Consider the following 598-nt stretch of genomic DNA (forward strand, 5'->3'; position numbering starts at 1 on the left):
GATAGCTTTTTACTCCTTTGCATTGTCAATGTTCTTACTATATATTTACTTAGCTAAACCTCTTCGCACTAAGGCCTCTTGATACAGAGACTTCTCTTTTTCCGTTTCTGGATTGTACTCTGGCATTTTTATTGGTTTGCCTTGGTAATTTACTCTAACGTATGTAAAGTATGCAGTAGCTACGTGCTCCTTAAAACCATTTAAATCCTCTCTTATCACGTTGATCATGACATCAGCAGAGGTGTTGCCTACGTAAACAATTCCGGCTCTGATATGTATTATATCGTTAATTCTTATAGGGGAGTAGAACGAGAGGCCTTTTACTGCTACTGTGACTACTCCCCCAGAGTCTGGCTTATTATCATATCCTATGTAATTTAATAGTATTACTCCTCCTATATCATCCATTAATTTCAATAACTTTCCACCAGACATTATCTTTCCATCATAAGTCAGATTAGGCGATACATAAATTGATGTAGTAATCCTAAATCTTAATCCCTCTGTAGGATCTTCAACGTAAAACCTCATCTTTTGTCTGTCCTTGATTCTAGATATTCTTATTTCAAGAGATTAGAGGAGATTTAGTACCCTTAGA

1 protein-coding gene is annotated in these 598 nt (G+C 36.0%); it reads right to left on the reverse strand.

The annotated features are described in order from the left end of the window. Nucleotides 1-45 precede the first annotated feature (45 nt). Nucleotides 46-531, reverse strand: a complete 486-nt coding sequence (locus tag DMP16_RS10665) for a hotdog domain-containing protein (protein ID WP_143577260.1) — start codon at nt 529-531, stop codon at nt 46-48. Nucleotides 532-598 lie beyond the last annotated feature (67 nt).

Origin of the sequence: Sulfolobus sp. B1, assembly GCF_007050195.1 — an archaeon.
Lineage (GTDB): Archaea > Thermoproteota > Thermoprotei_A > Sulfolobales > Sulfolobaceae > Saccharolobus.